Consider the following 14,944-nt stretch of genomic DNA (forward strand, 5'->3'; position numbering starts at 1 on the left):
AGAGATGTTGGTCAACAGCGGGATGCTTCCCCCGGAACACGGGCCTCAGCCCGCGGTGCGGAGGGTAGCCTCAGTAACACTCACCCCGGAGGAGGCCATGGACGCATGGGGAATCACTGATCTCAGAATCCGCACACTGCTCAGCGGGAACATCGTCCAAGCTATCGAGCTCCAAAAGGATCTCGACGCCGACGACAGCCGGGGGGCCACTGCAAGGGGGTAACGAAACGTGGCGTACAGACTGGCATCCGCGTCCACCGCCAGCTGCACAGCCGGCTGGACATTCGTGGGCGCGGGTGTCTGGCACCATACATGGGAGTTGGCGACAGTCGGGATCGGCCTGTTAACCATGGGCTTGGCCGGAGCACTTGCGGCCGTGCTCCGTCACATGGTGACGCAGGTCGACGCCCGCACACGACATGATCTCAGCGTCATGGCGGAGCACAGACGCCGCCTGGAGCTGGACATGCACAAGCGCGAGCTGGACCTGGCCCAGCGAGAGAAAGCCATGGCCCGCAGGGCCACCGTCACAGCCATCAGACTCGGCAGCCATGCCAGAGCCCTCGACGAGGCGCGGAATGCGAACACGGCACTCCGCGCCAAGAACTCCCAGCTCATGCAGGAGATCGAGGAAGTCAACGACGAGCGCAACCAACTGATCACGGCAGAGCTCACCTTCGCCCACGACCGGTTCACCTCGAAGACGTACGGGGGTCTGCGCGCTGTTGTCGGCAGCGAGCGGCCCCACCCCGACCCACACGCACAGGCAGGTTACGGAAGCCGTCCCCCGCGATCTGGATCCTGAACACCACCCTGCGAAAACGTTCCACCGAACCGTCCACCCATCCATACGGTGAACAACTCCCTTCCGTTCAAAGGAGTTGAGCGTCAATCCGCCGGAGTCACCGGCGGGCGCAGGAGCGACGACGTGGTCTGCGGTGCGCACCGAGCGCGACACCTCCGTCCCGTCCCCGCACCTCTCACGCACGCCCCGGTCCGCCGGGGGGTGCCGCTCCGCCACGACCTGCGCATCCGGGACGCCCCGGACATAACAGGAGCCGCGCCGGACAGCCGGTATGCTCCATGCACGTGACTGCCGCGCCTGCAAAGCCCCGTATCCCCAACGTTCTCGCCGGACGCTACGCCTCCGCCGAGCTCGCCACGCTCTGGTCCCCCGAGCAGAAGGTCAAGCTGGAGCGTCAGCTCTGGCTCGCCGTGCTGCGGGCCCAGAAGGACCTCGGGATCGAGGTGCCCGACGCCGCCGTCGCGGACTACGAGCGCGTCCTCGACCAGGTCGACCTCGCCTCCATCGCCGAGCGCGAGAAGGTCACCCGGCACGACGTGAAGGCGCGGATCGAGGAGTTCAACGACCTCGCCGGCCACGAGCACGTGCACAAGGGCATGACCTCCCGCGACCTCACCGAGAACGTCGAGCAGCTGCAGATCCGGCTCTCCCTGGAGCTGATGCGCGACCGTACGGTGGCGGTCCTCGCCCGGCTGGCCAAGCTCGCCGGCGAGTACGCCGAACTGGTCATGGCCGGCCGCTCGCACAACGTGGCCGCGCAGGCCACCACCCTGGGCAAGCGCTTCGCCACCGCCGCGGACGAGATGCTCGTCGCGTACGGCCGCCTCGAGGAGCTGCTCGGCCGCTACCCGCTGCGCGGCATCAAGGGCCCGGTCGGCACGGCCCAGGACATGCTCGACCTGCTGGGCGGCGACGCGGCCAAGCTCGCGGACCTGGAACGGCGGATCGCCGGGCACCTCGGCTTCTCGCAGGCCTTCACCTCCGTCGGCCAGGTCTACCCCCGCTCCCTGGACTACGACGTCGTGACCGCCCTGGTGCAGCTCGCGGCCGCCCCGTCCTCGACCGCCAAGACCATCCGGCTCATGGCCGGGCACGAGCTGGTCACCGAGGGCTTCAAGCCCGGCCAGGTCGGCTCCTCGGCGATGCCGCACAAGATGAACACCCGCTCGTGCGAGCGCGTCAACGGTCTGATGGTCATCCTGCGCGGCTACGCGTCGATGACCGGCGAGCTGGCCGGCGACCAGTGGAACGAGGGCGACGTGTCGTGCTCGGTGGTCCGCCGGGTCGCGCTGCCGGACGCGTTCTTCGCGCTGGACGGCCTGCTGGAGACGTTCCTGACCGTCCTCGACGAGTTCGGCGCCTTCCCGGCCGTCGTCGCCCGCGAGCTGGACCGCTACCTGCCGTTCCTCGCGACGACCAAGGTCCTGATGGGCGCGGTGCGCGCCGGTGTCGGCCGTGAGGTCGCCCACGAGGCGATCAAGGAGAACGCCGTCGCCTCCGCCCTGGCCATGCGCGAGCAGGGCGCCGAGCGCAACGAGCTGCTCGACAAGCTCGCCGCGGACGAGCGGATCCCGCTGGACCGTGCGCAGCTCGACGAGCTGATGGCCGACAAGCTGTCCTTCACGGGCGCCGCGGCCGACCAGGTGGCCGTCGTCGTCGGCCGCGTGGAGGAGATCGTGAAGCAGCACCCGGAGGCCGCGGGCTACACGCCCGGGGCGATCCTCTGACGCGGCTCACCCAAGCGGACCTGGAGGCCGCCCGCGACCGGCTCGTGCCGGATGTCGTCGCGGACGGCCTCTCGGTGCTTTTCTGCGGCATCAATCCGGGCCTGATGACGGCGGCCACCGGCCATCACTTCGCCCGGCCCGGCAACCGGTTCTGGCCGGTGCTGCAGCTCTCCGGGTTCACTCCGCGGCTCATGAAGCCGTCCGAGCAGGACGAGCTGCTCTCCTACGGACTCGGCATCACCAACGTGGTGGCCCGGGCGACGGCCCGCGCCGACGAGCTGAGTGCCGAGGAGTACCGCGAGGGCGGGCGGCTGCTCGGCGAGAAGGTGGAGCGGCTGCGCCCGAGGTGGCTCGCGGTGGTGGGGGTGACCGCGTACCGAGCGGCGTTCGACGACCGCAAGGCCCGCATCGGCGCGCAGGAGCGGGTGATCGGGTCGAGCCGGGTGTGGGTACTGCCCAACCCCAGTGGACTCAACGCGCATTGGACCGCGGCGACGATGGCCGAGGAGTTCGGCCGCCTGCGGGCGGCGGCGCGGACTCCCTGAGTCAGGGTGGGTCCGTCTCGGTGATCACCGCCAGCAGCTGGAACGGCAGTTCGCTGTCCCACTGCGAGATACCGAGGGCGACCCAGCGGTCGTGCCCCTCCGGCTTCCAGAGGTGCACGTCGGGCACGTGCGAGCTCAGGACGCCCCAGGGCTCGGGTATGTCCTCGCCGTCCGTCACCCGGTCGAGAACACTTGCCAGGCTGAAGACGTACGGGCTCCCCCAGCGGCGGGTGAGCACCTCCGAGAGGCCGTCCCGGTCGGCCTCGTACTGCTCCTCCGTCTCCTCGCGTGCCGCGCCGTCGGCTTCCCAGAAGTCCTCGCTCGTCACTAACTCGGCGATGTGGTAGCCGGGTCCACCCGTGCCGACATCCGACCGGCTGGACTCCGCGGGAAAGTCCTCGGAGCACAGCCGGTCGATCAAGACGAGATGCTGCGCGATGGTCACGAGTTCCAGTAAAGCGGCCGCCACTGACAATTGGTGAGGCGTCAGGAGGCCCGTGCGGTCAGGCGTCCCGCCGCCGGACGCACCACGCGCCCGCGCCCAGGGCCGCGGCGGTCCACAGCGCGGTCACCGCGAGCCCGCTCCAGGGGCCCAGAGCGCCGTCGGCCGTCTCGTGCAGGACCGTCTGCCCCGCCTTGTCCGGAAGGAAGTCCGCCACGCTCCCCGACGCTCCCCCGACGACGAAGGACACGATCAGGAGGAAGGGGATCAGGATGCTCAGCGTGGCGACTCCGCTGCGCAGGACGGCTGCCAGGCCCGCCGCGAACAGTGCCATCAGAGCCAGGTAGATCGCGCAGCCGACCACTCCCCGGAGTTCTTCCGCCCCGGTCAGCCCGTTCGCCCGGGATCCGAGCACGGACGTCCCCACGACCAGACTGGCCACTCCCGTGACCAGGCCGATGACCAGGGCCGGTACGCCGATCGCCACCGTCTTGGCCAGGAACCAGCGCCCCCGGACGGGCACCGCGGCCAGCGAGACGCGGAGCGCGCCGCCCTGGTACTCGGCCGAGACCGCCTGGGCTCCGAAGGCGATGGCCGCGATCTGGCCGAAACTGACACCGAAGAAGGTGGAGAAGAGCGGGTCGAACTCCGGGTCGTCGGAGGTGTCGAGTCCGGCGAGCGCCGAGAACGCGACCGTGGCCACGAGGACGGCGAGCAGCCCCCAGGTGAGCGAGCGCAACGTCCGGATCTTGATCCATTCCGCGCGGAGTACGGGTGCGAAGGACACGGTCAGACCTCCTGAGGCTGTGTCGGGGCGGCGGCGAACTCGGTCTCGGCGGCCGTCAGATCCAGATAGGCCTGCTCCAACGTCCCTTCTTCCGAGGCGAGTTCGAGGATGGAGAGACCGGCGGCCGAGGTGAGGCGCCCGATGTCCTCCAGTCCTGCGTCGAAAGCGGTCCAGCGGCCGTTCTCGCCCTCCACGGCCTCGATGCCGTGGTCCGCGAACAGGCCCCCCAGGGCACGGCCGTCCGTGCTGCGGACCCGGACGCGAGGCCGCACGCGCGCGTCGATGAACGCGCGCATGGGCATGTCGGCCAGGAGTCTGCCGCGGCCGAGGACGACGAGCTGGTCGGCGAAGGAGGCGGTCTCGTTCATGAGGTGGCTGGAGACGAGGACGGTGCGCCCTTCCCGGGCCAGCCGGCGCAGCAGTTCCCGGATCCAGATGATCCCTTCGGGGTCCAGGCCGTTCGACGGTTCGTCCAGGAGCATCACGGGCGGGTCGCCGAGGAGGGCGGCCGCGATGCCCAGACGCTGACGCATGCCCAGGGAGTACGTCTTCACCCGGTGCCGGGCCACGGGGGCGAGCCCCGTCTCCTCCAGCACCTCGTCGACCCGGCGTTCGGGGATGCGGTTGGTGGCGGCGAGGGCCCGCAGGTGGTTCCGGGCGGTCCGCGATCCGTGCGCGGCTCCCGCGTCGAGGAGGGCGCCCACCTTCCGGAGCGGTTCGTCGAGGGTGGCGTACGCGTGGCCCCCGATGGTGGCGATGCCGGAGGTGGGCCGGTCCAGGCCCAGCACGAGCCGCATGGTGGTGGACTTTCCGGCGCCGTTGGGGCCGAGGAATCCGGTGACACGGCCGGGGAGAACGCTGAAGGTCAGGTGGTCCACGGCGCGCTTGCTGCCGTACTCCTTGGTCAGGTCTTGGACGTCGATGCTGGTCATGGGCCCAGCGTGGCGGCCGCGGACCGGCTCCCGCCTCCCCCACGGGTGGAGATCCTCTCCCCCGCCCGGGGGAGGTCCGTTGTCAGTGGCGGCTGACACGATGGCGCAATGGCCCGATTTCTGCGCCCGCTGCTGTGGGGGACGACGTACACGCGTTTGCTGCACCTGTGGGTGCCGATGCTGTTCGTCAGCGTGTGGCTGTTCATCGACAGTACGAGGCCGTGGGTGCCCGCGCTGATGCTCGTTCCGCTGGGGCTGATCCCGGCCGTGCGGCGGGGCGAGGGTGTGCAGGCGCGGTTCATGCTGGCGCCGGGCGAGCGAAGTGGTGAGGACACGGCGTTCTCGGTCGCGCCCTCGGTCGGCCTGAGGGACCGGTGGCGGACCGTGCTCTGGCTGGAAGCGCGCATGCTGCTGAGCGTGGTGACCTCCATGATCACCATCTGGCTGCCCATGTTCGCCGTCGACCTCACCAGGGCGGCCCTCGGCTACTGGCCGTCCGGCGACCCCGTGATCCGGCTCCTGGACCCGCACTGGAGCTGCGCGCTGCTCGTCCCGCTGCCCCTGCTCGCCCTGTACGGCGCGGTGGTCGGCCTCGGCGAGCTGACCACGGTGTTCGCTCGGCGGCTCCTCGGCCCCTCCCCCGCCGAGCGGCTCGCCGCGTTGGAGGAGCGGACCGAACAGCTCCTGGAGCGCAACCGCATCGCCCGGGAGCTCCACGACTCCATCGGCCACGCGCTCACCGTCGCCGTGGTGCAGGCCGGCGCCGCGCGCGCGGCGGGCGACCCGGAGTTCACCTCCCGTGCCCTGGCCGCCATCGAGGAGACCGGACGGTCCGCCCTGGAGGATCTGGAACGGGTGCTGGGTGTGCTGCGCGAGGCGGAGCGTCCCGTGAGCGGCCGTCCCACGCTGACCGACGCCGACCGGCTGCTGGAGTCGGCGCGCGTCTCGGGGGCCAAGGTGGACGCCGAGGTCTCGGGCCCGTTGGAGACGGTGGCGGGACCGGTGTCCAGAGAGGGCTACCGCATCCTCCAGGAGTCGCTCACCAATGTGATCCGGCATGCCGGGAGTGTCCCGGTGCGCGTCCGTATCGAGGTCAGGGACGGCACGCTCTCCCTGGAGGTCCGCAATCCGCTGCCGGACGGCAGATCCGGTGCCGGGCGGGGCAGCGGTCTGCGCGGCATACGGGAGCGGGCCGCGCTGCTCGGCGGCAGCGCCCGGACGGGCCCGCACGAGGGTGACTGGCAGGTGCACGCCGAGCTACCGTTGCACTGATCTACGCTGGCCGGATGCCGGTCACCGTTCTGCTCGTCGACGACGAACCCCTCGTACGCGCGGGGCTGCGCGCCGTGCTGGAGGCGCAGCCCGACATCGAGGTCGTCGGGGAGGCCGCCGACGGCGCCGCCGTGATCCCGCTCGTCCGGCAGTTGCGGCCGGACGTGGTCGCCATGGACGTCCGGATGCCCCTGATGGACGGCATCGAGACGACCCGCGCGGTACTGCGGACGGTCGCCGACCCGCCCAAGATCCTCGTGGTGACGACGTTCGAGAACGACGAGTACGTCTACGAGGCGCTGCGCGCGGGGGCCGACGGCTTCCTTCTGAAGCGGGCGCGGCCGGCCGAGATCGTGCACGCGGTGCGGCTGGTGGCCGAGGGCGAGTCCCTGCTGTTCCCCGCCTCCGTGCGGCAGTTGGCGGCCGAGTACGGGGAGAACGGTGGGAATCCGGCGGCGCGGGCGGCCATGGATCGGGCCGCGCTGACCGAGCGCGAGGCGGACGTACTGCGGCTGATGGCACGGGGGATGTCCAACGCCGAGATCGCCGCGCGGCTCGTCGTCGGCACGGAGACGGTCAAGTCGCACGTCAGCTCCGTACTGGCGAAGCTGGGTGCCCGGGACCGTACTCAGGCGGTCATCGCGGCCTACGAGTCGGGGTTCGTGGCGCCGGGCTGACGGCGGCCCGTGCACGGGAAAGGGTCCCCGGCCCTCGCCGGGGACCCCCGCGACGAGTACGATCCGGCCAACACGCGTACAAGCTGGGAGGACGGACGTTGGGGCGGTTGACCGGCGGGGATCCCTCTCTGCTGCGACGGATCAATTCCGCGGTGGTCCTGCACGCCTTGCGTGCCACGGACTGCGCGACCCTCACCGAGATCACCCGGGTGACCGGATTGTCACGGCCGACGGTCGAAGGGGTCGTCGAGGGGCTGATCGAGAACGGGCTCGTCGTCGAGAAGGCGGCCGAGGAGGGCGCCGCACGGCGCCAGGGGCGTCCGGCGCGCAGGTTCCGGTTCCGGGCCGAGGCGGGGCATCTGCTGGGCCTGGAGATCGGCCCTCACCGCGTCGCGGCGCTGCTCGCGGACCTGGACGGGCGCGTGATGGGCGCGATGGCCAAGGACGTGGACGAGACGGCGTCCGCCGACGAGCGGCTGGAACGGCTGCGGGTGGCGGTCGCCGAGCTGCTGCGCAGGGCGGGTGTCGCCCGCAGCTCGCTGCGCGCGGTGGGCGTGGGAAGCCCCGGCATCGTGGAGGCGGACGGCACCGTGCGCCTGGGCACGGCGCTGCCGGAGTGGACGGGCCTGCCGCTGGGCGAACGGCTGAGCCGCTCCTTCAAATGCCCGGTGCTCGTGGAGAACGACGCCAACGCGGCGGCGGTCGCGGAGCACTGGAAGGGCGCGGCGACCGACTCCGACGACGTCGTGTTCGTCCTGGCGGGGCTGAGTCCGGGTGCCGGCTCGCTGATCGGCGGGCGGCTGCACCGGGGGTTCGGCGGGGCGGCCGGCGAGATCGGAGCGCTGCATCTGCTGGGCCGTGACGTCACCCCCGAGACGCTGCTGTCGACGACGGACGAGCCGTTGCACCCGCTCGACGAGCAGGCCGTCGCCAAGGTGTTCACGCTGGCCCGGGACGGCGACCAGCGGGCGCGTGCCGCGGTCGACCGCTTCATCCAGCGGCTGGTGCACGACGTGGCGGCCCTGGTCCTCGCCCTCGACCCGGAGCTGGTCGTCATCGGGGGCTGGGCGGCCGGCCTGGACGGCGTACTGGAGCCGCTGCGGAGGGAGTTGGCACGCTACTGCCTGCGTCCGCCCAGGGTGGCCCTCTCGATGCTGGGGGAAGCGGCCGTGGCGACCGGTGCGCTGCGGCTGGCCCTCGACCATGTGGAGGAGCAGTTGTTCGCGGTGGAGGGAACCGTGACCGCGCGCCGCTGAGGCGCGGGTGACGCGACGACGCCGACCGCCGCCACAGCCACAGCCACAGCCACAGCCACAGCCACAGCCACAAAACCCGTCGCGCTCCGAAGTGTTCCGGGGTGCGACGGGTGTGGTCGGACGGGTGTGGTCAGGGACGCGGCTCGACGAGCGGGGCGGTCCGGGCCGGACGGCTCAGGAGGCGCGACGCTCCGGGTCGTGGTGGATCTCCACACCGCCGGAGTCACCGAACGTGAGCCGGCAGGTGTCCGCGCGGTACGTGGCCACGGACACCGCCGCGGTGCGCCCCTCGGTGAAGAAACGGGTCGTGACCACGAGAACGGGCGCCCCGGGAAGGCGGTCGAGCTCCTTGGCGTCGTCCGCGCGGGCCGAGCCCAGCTCGACGGCACGGTCCTGGCCTTCCAGTTCCAGCCGCTGGAGCTCGCGCAGCACGGCACGCGCGCGTGCGGCACCCGAGGGCGCGTCGATCGCCGACAGGTCCGGCACCGAGGACGCCGGGATGTACAGAAGTTCGGCGGCGACGGGCTGACCGTGTGTCACCAGCGAGCGGCGTACGGTGTGCACCGGCTCGCCGTCGGCGGTCTCCAGGATGCCGGCCACTGCCGCGGGCGGCGCCGCCACGGTGCAGTCCGCGGCGTGCCAGGCGTCCCCGACGGCCCCCGGCCACACGTGCTGTTCGGTTCCGACGGCCACGCCCACGCGCGGTGGCGCGACGGTGGTGCCCACGCCGCGACGGCGCTGCAGGCGGCCGTCCAGTTCGAGCTGTTCGAGTGCTTGGCGCAGGGTCGCCCGAGCGACACCGAAGCGGGCCGCCAGGTCACGTTCGTTGGGCAGGATCTCGCCCACCGTGAACTCGGAGTCCAGCGCTTCACTCAGCACGGTCCTCAGGTGCCAGTACTTCGGTTCCGGCACCGATTCCAACTGCGTGGTCCCCACCCTGTCCTCCGCAATCGCCGTGGCCCGGCGGCGTTTTCACGCCCTTGTTTATTAAAGGTTCCTGCACTATCCCTGCGACGATAGGGCCGCCCCCACCCTTGGTCAAGACCAATCCTCGAACCCTTACGGATTGCACAGGCGCCCCGCCGCGGAGCGTTCACGGGGTGTTCTCGCCGGGCGACGTTCGCGACACAACGCCGAAAGCCCCCGTACAAAGACGGGGGCTTCCGCTCTTCTGCGGCGCCTCGGACGGAGGCGTCCTCCGGGGCATCAGGCCGCGGGGATCGACATCAGCTTCTCCGGGTTGCGCACGATGTAGACGCACTGGATACGGCCGTCCGCGACATCCAGCTGGATGATGCTGTCGGGCTTGCCGTCGGACAGCGCGAGCACCGCGAGACCGCCGTTGACCTCGAGGAAGCGCAGCGACAGGCCGGACGCGCCCTTCTTGGTGACGCCGACGACGAAGCGGCCGACCTTCTCGGCCGTGTCGAGGATCCGCAGCGGCGCCTGCGCGCGGCCTCCGCTGTCGCCGATGAGCCGCGCCTCCGGTGCCAGCAGGGACACCAGTCCCTCCAGATCGCCCTCGCCCGCCGCGGCGAGGAACCGCTCGGTGAGGTCACGGCGTTCGGCCGGGTCGACCTCGTAGCGCGGCCGCCGTTCCTCCACGTGCCTGCGCGCCCGCCCGGCCAGTTGACGCACCGCCGGTTCGCCCCGGTCGAGGACGGCGGCGATGTCGGCGTACGGATAGCCGAACGCCTCTCTCAGGACGAACACCGCGCGTTCCAGCGGTGACAGGGACTCCAGGACGACGAGGACGGCGAGGGAGACGGAGTCCGCGAGAACGGCCCGCTCGACGCTGTCGGGCACGGCCTCGCCGAAGTCGGTGACGTACGGTTCCGGGAGCCACGGTCCGACGTAGGCTTCACGACGCGACTGGACCTGGCGCAGCCGGTCGATGGCGAGCCGGGTCGTGACGCGGACCAGATACCCGCGTGGTTCCCGCACGTCCGACCGGTCCTTGCCGGACCAGCGCAGCCACGCTTCCTGGACGACGTCCTCCGCGTCGGCCACCCGGGCGAGCATGCGGTACGCAACACCCATCAGCAAGGGGCGGTGTTCTTCGAAGACATCGGTCGCCGTGTCGCCTGCCACCGAACCATCCCACCCGACACTTTCCCCGGTGTCCAGGCGAATCGGCCGCCCCGGAGCACAATGACCGCGGGCCTCCGGTGGCCGGCGGTCCCGAAAACGGGAGGAACGACGATGCGATACGGGGTACTGGGCACGGGCGACGTGGGGCGCGCCCTTGCCGGCAAGCTGGTCGAACTGGGCCACGAGGTCTCCTTGGGCTCGCGCACCAAGGACAACGCGGCGGCCGTCGAGTGGGCCGACGGCGCGGGTCCCACCGCCCGTCACGGCACCTTCGCGGACGCCGCGGCGTTCGGCGAGGTGGTCGTGAACGCGGTGGGCGGGCGGATCGCGCTCGCCGTACTGCGGTCGGCCGGGGAGGAACACCTGGACGGCAAGGTGCTGTTGGACGTCTCCAACCCCCTGGCGTTCGAGGACGGCGAGCTGCGGCTCTCCCCCGTCGAGTCGGACAGTGTGGGCGAGCAGATCCAGCGGGAGTTCCCGCGGGCCCGGGTGGTGAAGAGTCTCAACACCGTCAACTGCCAGGTGATGGTCGAGCCTTCCAGAGTGCCCGGCGAGCACCAGATCTTCGTCTCCGGTGACGACGAGAGCGCCAAGGAGCAGGTGACGGCGCTGCTGGGCGAGTTCGGCTGGCCCGCGCAGCGTGTGTTCGACCTGGGGGGCATCCGCACCGCGCGGGTCGTGGAGATGTACGTGCCGCTGTGGGTCAAGCTCATGCAGGGCATCGGGCACGCGGACTTCAACGTGGAGGTGCGCAGGGCGCGTTAGTGCCCCACGGAGACGTGCGACCGGGGCGGCGGCTGACGCGTGATGACTGACGTGTGATGACTGGCGCACGGTTCGTGACGGTTCGGGGCTACCCGTCGGTAGCACTTGCTGACAAGCTGTCTACAAGATGGTTCGTCACAGCGTTCAGACGAGGAGCAGTCCCATGTCCGACACGGTCACCGTCAGCCTCCCCTCACCGCGCGGCCCCAAAGCGGTCACCGTGTCCTACGCGCGCGTGGGCACCGGCGAACCGCTGCTCCTGCTGCACGGCATCGGCCACCACCGTCAGGCCTGGGACCCGGTCATCCCCATCCTCGCCGCCGAACGCGACGTGATCGCCGTCGACCTTCCCGGCTTCGGCGCGTCCCCGGCGCTGCCCGAGGGAATGACCCACGACCTGCCGACGGTGGTGCCCCTGCTCGGCGCGCTGTGCGAGGCGCTGGGGATCGAACGGCCGCACGTCGCCGGCAACTCGCTCGGCGGGCTGCTGGCCCTGGAACTGGGGCGCGAGAAGCTCGTACGGTCCGTCACCGCGCTCTCACCCGCCGGCTTCTGGTCACCGGTGGAGCGGCGTTACGCCTTCGGCCTGCTGATCGCCATGCGGCAGGCTGCCCGCCGCACGCCCGTCCCGGTCATCGAGCGGCTCTCCCGCTCGGCGGCCGGACGGGCGGTGCTGACCAGCTCCATCTACGCCCGGCCCGGCCGCCGCTCACCTGAGGCGGTCGTCGCCGAGACCCTCGCCCTGGCCCACGCCGAGGGATTCGACGAGACCTTGCGGGCAGGTACGAACGTCCAGTTCACGGACGACATCCCGACGCTCCCCGTCACCGTGGCCTGGGGCACCCGCGACCGGCTGCTGATCCGCCGCCAGGGTGTCCGGGCCAAGCAGATCATCCCGCGGGCGCGGCTGGTGCGGCTGCCCGGCTGCGGCCACGTCCCGATGAACGACGACCCGGCGCTCGTCGCCCGCGTCATCCTCGACGGAAGCCGCTGAGCCGTCCTCGGCGGCAGCGGTCTTACGGCCCTGGTTGGTAAGGGTCGTACGGTCCCGGTCGGCAGTAGTCGTACGGTCATGGGCGACGGCGGCCGTACGGCCCTGGTCGGTAATGGCCGTACGGCCGTGGGCGACTGCTTTCGATCGGTCATGGGCGGCTGTCGTCGAGCGGCCCCTCGCGGCAGCCCGGCGGCCGCGCCCGACGACGAGGCTCAACGCGCCTGATCCGAGGGCGACTCCGGTGCCCACGAGGGCAGATCCCGCGGCCTGCGCGATCCCGTAGGCGCCCGTGCCCACGAGCGGCGCGGTGCAGGCGGCGGAGACCGGGATGAGTCCGGAGAAGAGCGTGGCGCGCTCCGCACCGATGCGCTGCACGCCCGTGTACCAGCACACGAAGCCGACGACCGTGACGACCGCCGCCTGCCACACCAACGCGGTCGCCTCCGTCGCGTCCGGCACCCGCAGCCATCTGCCGCCGCCGGTGATCACCCCGACCACCGCCGACTCCGCCGCGGCGACACCGCACACGGTGGCCGACAACAGCCGAGGCCCGAGCGGACGCAGGACCGGTACGGCCAGGACGGCGAAGCCGACTTCCCCGGCCAGCGCGCCCAGGGAGTACGCGATCCCGGCCGCGTCCGTGCGGCCCCACCCCTGAACGGCGGACGCGCCGAGAGCGACGAGCAACGCCCCGTACAGGACCCGGCGTTGCGGACGACGCCCCTCCTGAAGCGGTACGAGCACCGCGACGACGACCGGGGCGCAGCCCACGAAGACGCCGGGGACGGCCGGTTCCGCCGTGCGCTCGGCGGCGAGCACGGCGAGGTTGAAGCCGACCATGCCGACGGCCGCGATCAGCGCGAGGCGCCCCCACTGGCGGACCGTGAGCCGCCGCAGCGGGGCGGCTCCGCCCCGGCCGACGAGAGGCAGCAGAAGGACACAGGCGAGGCCGTAGCGCAGGAACTGGCCGCCCGCGTAGGGATAGTGGCCCATGACGCTGTTGGCGGTGAAGGAACCTCCGACGAGGACGCAGGCGAGGGCGGCGAGCAGCGCGCCCCGGGTGGTGGTGGCGTTCATGACTCCGACGCTATGGGCGGGCGTGGCCCGGTTTAAGGTCCACTTCCATGACGTCATCGGGGACCAATCGCGGCGGGCCGCCGCGTCCCGCTCCGACAGCGGCTGCACCCTCGTGGACGGCCGCGTGGGAGCTGCTCCTGCCGGCCGCGTCGGCTCCGCCCCGCGCGCGTGGCCGCACCCTTCAGGCCGCGCTGCGCGAGGCGGTCCGCTCCGGGCGTCTCGCCCCCGGCACCCGGCTTCCGTCCAGCCGCGAGCTGGCCGGTGATCTCGGCGTGTCGCGGGGGCTGGTCACCGAGGCGTACGAGCAGTTGACCGCGGAAGGGTATCTGCGCAGTGACCGCGGGGCCGGTACCTGGGTCGGTGACGCGGTCCGGGCGGTCGGCCCGCGCGCGCGTGACCGTGCCCCGCGGGCGGCCGGGGTGCGGGCCGACTTCGTCGCGGGAACCCCCGACCTGTCTCTCTTTCCGCGTTCCGCGTGGGCCGCGGCGCACCGCGGAGTGCTGGCCGAACTGCCCCACCAGGCACTGGGCTACCCGGATCCGCGTGGTCTGCCGGGACTGCGGACCGCCCTCGCCGAACTCCTCGTACGCCGCCGGGGCGTGGTCGCGGACCCGGAGCGCGTCGTCGTGGTCTCCGGGGTCGCCCAGGCGATGACACTGCTCGGACTCGTGCTCCACGCGCGCGGGACACCCACCGTGGGCCTCGAGCAGCCGGGCAGTCCGGAGCTGGGCTCGCTGTTCGCCTCGGCCGGCGTCGGCACCGTACGGCTGCCGCTGGACGACGAGGGCCTCGCGGTCGCTCCGCTCCGTGCCTCCGGTGTACGAGCCGTGGTGACGACGCCGGCCCACCAGTTCCCCACGGGGATCGCGTACTCGGCGCGGCGCCGCGCCGAACTCCTCGACTGGGCCCGGTCCGTGGACGGACTGGTGATCGAGGACGACTACGACGGCGATTTCCGCTACGACCGTGCCCCGGTGGGCGCCCTTCAGGGACTCGACCCCGAGCATGTCGGGTACACGGGCTCGGTCAGCAAATCGCTCGCTCCGGGGCTTCGACTGGGCTGGCTCCTCGTTCCGGCGCGCCATTTCGAGGAGGTCGTCGAGCGCAAACGCACCATGGACCTCGGTAATCCGGTCCTCGATCAGGCGCTCCTGGCCCGTTTCGTGGAGCGCGGCGACTACGACCGTCAGCTGCGCCGCTGCCAGCGCGCCTACCGGGAGCGGCGAGACGTCCTGGTCGCGGCCCTGGAGGAGCATTTTCCGGGCACGGAGGTCTCCGGCATCGCGGCCGGCCTGCACGTCGTCGCCGCGCTCCCCGGCCGGTACGGGCCACAGGACCGCTTCGTCGTACGGGCCGCGGCGGCCGGGGTCGTGGTCCGGCCATCGGCACACTACGGAGCAACGGCCGCGGACGGCGTACGGCTCGTGCTGGGGTACGCCCATCTGCCGCCCGCGCGGATACGGGACGGCATGCGACTGATGGCGGAGGCCGTACGCGGCCGGGGCGCACTTGGCGAGTCCTCGGGGCCCTGAAACGCCGCACCCAGGTTCGGGGCGGGCTTCTCCGGGCCCACG

The 14,944-nt window shown here is 71.7% G+C and carries 14 protein-coding genes and 1 pseudogene; 9 read left to right on the forward strand and 6 right to left on the reverse strand.

Annotation, left to right across the window (positions count from 1 at the left end; all coding sequences use genetic code 11):
- The first annotated feature begins 433 nt into the window (after window positions 1-433).
- The 3 genes from OG485_RS08960 (at window position 434) to mug (ending at window position 3,077) form a co-directional block, all read left to right on the forward strand.
- The gene (locus tag OG485_RS08960) at window positions 434-805 is read left to right on the forward strand and encodes a hypothetical protein (protein ID WP_326789110.1); all 372 of its coding nucleotides are present in this window, start codon (window positions 434-436) and stop codon (window positions 803-805) included.
- Between the two features lie 284 nt (window positions 806-1,089).
- The gene (purB, locus tag OG485_RS08965; RefSeq protein WP_328665630.1) at window positions 1,090-2,532 is read left to right on the forward strand and encodes an adenylosuccinate lyase; all 1,443 of its coding nucleotides are present in this window, start codon (window positions 1,090-1,092) and stop codon (window positions 2,530-2,532) included.
- Window positions 2,529-3,077, forward strand: a complete 549-nt coding sequence (gene mug, locus OG485_RS08970; protein ID WP_328674286.1) for a G/U mismatch-specific DNA glycosylase — start codon at window positions 2,529-2,531, stop codon at window positions 3,075-3,077. Before purB ends, mug begins: the two co-directional genes overlap by 4 nt.
- Before the next feature lies 1 nt (window position 3,078).
- Here mug and OG485_RS08975 read toward each other — a convergent pair whose 3' ends face one another.
- Genes OG485_RS08975 through OG485_RS08985 form a run of 3 tightly spaced genes read right to left on the reverse strand, consistent with a single transcriptional unit; the run spans window position 3,079 to window position 5,238 of the window.
- Window positions 3,079-3,522 (reverse strand): hypothetical protein, encoded by a 444-nt coding sequence (locus tag OG485_RS08975; RefSeq protein WP_328665632.1) that lies wholly within the window; start codon window positions 3,520-3,522, stop codon window positions 3,079-3,081.
- A gap of 58 nt (window positions 3,523-3,580) precedes the next feature.
- Entirely contained in the window at window positions 3,581-4,306 is a 726-nt protein-coding gene (locus OG485_RS08980) for an ABC transporter permease subunit (RefSeq protein WP_328665634.1), read from the reverse strand.
- Window positions 4,307-4,308: 2 nt separating this feature from the next.
- Window positions 4,309-5,238 carry an ABC transporter ATP-binding protein gene (locus OG485_RS08985; protein ID WP_328665635.1) on the reverse strand — a complete coding sequence of 310 codons (930 nt, stop codon included), beginning with the start codon at window positions 5,236-5,238 and terminating at the stop codon, window positions 4,309-4,311.
- 108 nt (window positions 5,239-5,346) lie between these two features.
- Here OG485_RS08985 and OG485_RS08990 point away from each other — a divergent pair, with 108 nt between their 5' ends.
- The 3 genes from OG485_RS08990 (at window position 5,347) to OG485_RS09000 (ending at window position 8,443) form a co-directional block, all read left to right on the forward strand.
- The gene (locus OG485_RS08990) at window positions 5,347-6,510 is read left to right on the forward strand and encodes a sensor histidine kinase (RefSeq protein WP_328665637.1); all 1,164 of its coding nucleotides are present in this window, start codon (window positions 5,347-5,349) and stop codon (window positions 6,508-6,510) included.
- A gap of 14 nt (window positions 6,511-6,524) precedes the next feature.
- On the forward strand, window positions 6,525-7,187 hold the full coding sequence (locus tag OG485_RS08995; RefSeq protein WP_328665639.1) for a response regulator transcription factor: 663 nt from the start codon (window positions 6,525-6,527) through the stop codon (window positions 7,185-7,187).
- Window positions 7,188-7,285: 98 nt separating this feature from the next.
- The gene (locus OG485_RS09000) at window positions 7,286-8,443 is read left to right on the forward strand and encodes an ROK family transcriptional regulator (protein WP_328665641.1); all 1,158 of its coding nucleotides are present in this window, start codon (window positions 7,286-7,288) and stop codon (window positions 8,441-8,443) included.
- Between the two features lie 174 nt (window positions 8,444-8,617).
- Here the strand turns inward: OG485_RS09000 and OG485_RS09005 are convergent, their stop codons facing one another.
- Window positions 8,618-9,379, reverse strand: coding sequence for a GntR family transcriptional regulator (locus OG485_RS09005; RefSeq protein WP_328665642.1), 762 nt, complete (start codon window positions 9,377-9,379; stop codon window positions 8,618-8,620).
- A 270-nt stretch (window positions 9,380-9,649) separates the two neighbouring features.
- Window positions 9,650-10,534: an RNA polymerase sigma-70 factor gene (locus tag OG485_RS09010; RefSeq protein WP_328665644.1), complete on the reverse strand. Its 885-nt coding sequence runs from the start codon at window positions 10,532-10,534 to the stop codon at window positions 9,650-9,652.
- 111 nt (window positions 10,535-10,645) lie between these two features.
- Here OG485_RS09010 and OG485_RS09015 point away from each other — a divergent pair, with 111 nt between their 5' ends.
- Together OG485_RS09015 and OG485_RS09020 are read left to right on the forward strand one after the other, a co-directional pair.
- A complete protein-coding gene (locus OG485_RS09015; protein ID WP_328665647.1) occupies window positions 10,646-11,299 on the forward strand; it encodes an NADPH-dependent F420 reductase in 654 nt (217 codons plus the stop codon).
- A 163-nt stretch (window positions 11,300-11,462) separates the two neighbouring features.
- Entirely contained in the window at window positions 11,463-12,293 is an 831-nt protein-coding gene (locus OG485_RS09020) for an alpha/beta fold hydrolase (RefSeq protein WP_328665649.1), read from the forward strand.
- On the opposite strand, the pseudogene OG485_RS09025 reads toward OG485_RS09020, so the two are convergent.
- A pseudogene (locus OG485_RS09025) lies at window positions 12,180-13,370 on the reverse strand (DMT family transporter); the annotation flags it as partial. The gene OG485_RS09020 and the pseudogene OG485_RS09025 overlap by 114 nt on opposite strands.
- A gap of 47 nt (window positions 13,371-13,417) precedes the next feature.
- Between OG485_RS09025 and pdxR the strand changes: the two are divergent.
- Window positions 13,418-14,902, forward strand: coding sequence for a MocR-like pyridoxine biosynthesis transcription factor PdxR (gene pdxR, locus OG485_RS09030; RefSeq protein WP_328665651.1), 1,485 nt, complete (start codon window positions 13,418-13,420; stop codon window positions 14,900-14,902).
- The last annotated feature ends 42 nt before the right edge of the window (window positions 14,903-14,944 follow it).

The sequence above is a fragment of the Streptomyces sp. NBC_00328 genome (assembly GCF_036139655.1).
Taxonomy (GTDB): Bacteria; Actinomycetota; Actinomycetes; order Streptomycetales; family Streptomycetaceae; genus Streptomyces.